This is a genomic window from Crenobacter intestini (assembly GCF_004919095.1).
Classification (GTDB): Bacteria; Pseudomonadota; Gammaproteobacteria; order Burkholderiales; family Chromobacteriaceae; genus Craterilacuibacter; species Craterilacuibacter intestini.
This window is the reverse complement of record NZ_STGJ01000045.1, coordinates 1-1,232: the sequence shown is the minus strand read 5'-3', so window position 1 is coordinate 1,232 and position 1,232 is coordinate 1. Positions and strand designations below refer to the sequence as shown.

General features: G+C 58.8%; 1 protein-coding gene. It reads right to left on the bottom strand.

The genetic code is table 11. The annotated features are described in order from the left end of the window. Positions 1–18: 18 nt before the first annotated feature. Positions 19–1,169, bottom strand: a protein-coding gene (locus tag E5K04_RS16595; RefSeq protein ID WP_136555948.1) for an IS3 family transposase whose coding sequence is annotated in 2 segments (ribosomal slippage) — positions 19–926 and positions 926–1,169 — 1,152 coding nt in all. Because the reading frame shifts where the segments join, the coding sequence is not laid out codon by codon here. Between the last annotated feature and the right edge of the window lie 63 nt (positions 1,170–1,232).

Genomic DNA, 1,232 nt, shown 5'->3' with positions numbered 1-1,232 from the left:
TGAATCGCCCCGGCTTCTCTAGACACTCTTGAGCCGTTGGAAATATTGCTTCTCAAACTCTACCGGCGATAGCCCGTTTGCGGAACCATGCCGACGTTTCGGGTTGTAGAACATCTCGATGTAATCGAAGATGTCACGGCGGGCTTCTTCCCGGTCGTGATAGGTTTTCCGCTTTATGCGCTCCCGCTTCAGCAACTGAAAGAAACTCTCCGCCACGGCATTGTCGTGGCAGTTCCCTCGCCGGCTCATACTGGGCACCAAGCGATGGGCCTTCAATAAGTTCTGCCAGTCGTAGCTGCTGAACTGACTCCCCTGGTCGGAATGCACCAGCACCTCCTGCTTGGGCTGACGTCGCCATACCGCCATCAACAAGGCATTCAGCACCAGCTCTCTATCGATACGTGACTGCATCGACCAGCCAATGACCTGTCGAGAGAACAGATCCAGCACCACCGCCAGGTACAGCCACCCCTCATGCGTGCGGATATACGTGATGTCGGTCACCCAGGCTTTATTCGGCGCATCGACGGTGAACTGGCGCTGCAGGTGGTTTGGCGCCACCACTGCCGGGCGGCCACTGTAATGCCCAGGGCGTCGGTGGTAGCCAGTCTGCGAACGCAGGCCCTCCTGCTTCATCAGTCGAGCCACACGATGTTTGCCGCAGCGCTCCCCCTGAGCCTGCAGGTCGTCATACACCTTGCGGTAGCCATAGACTCCGCCACTCTCGAGCCAAGCTTGCTTGATGTGCCCCAGCAAGCGCAGGTCTTCGCGGGCGCGGAGTGAATGCGGGGACGCCTTCCAGGCGTAGTAGCCACTGGGATGCACAGACATGACACGACACAGTCGTCGGACTGGAAACTGCTGCTCGTGGGCCCGGATGAAGGCATACCTTACCCGGACTCCTTGGCAAAGTATGCGGCGGCCTTTTTTAGGATGTCGCGCTCCTCGGTGACCCGTTTCAGCTCTGCCTTAAGACGACGGATTTCAGCTTGCTGGTCCGCTGATTCTGCCGGCTTGGCACGCTTGGGATCGTAGCGTTTCAGCCATTGATACAGGCTGTGGGCAGAAACGCCGAGACGGCTGGCGACTTCGGCGACGGGGTAGCCGCGTTCAGTGACCTGCTTGACGGCTTCGATCTTGAACTCTTCGGGGAAACGCGACCTGCTCATGACACCTCCTTGTGGCGCCTAGTGTGAGGCTCTCGTGGTGTCTAGGAAAGGAGGGGCGATTCA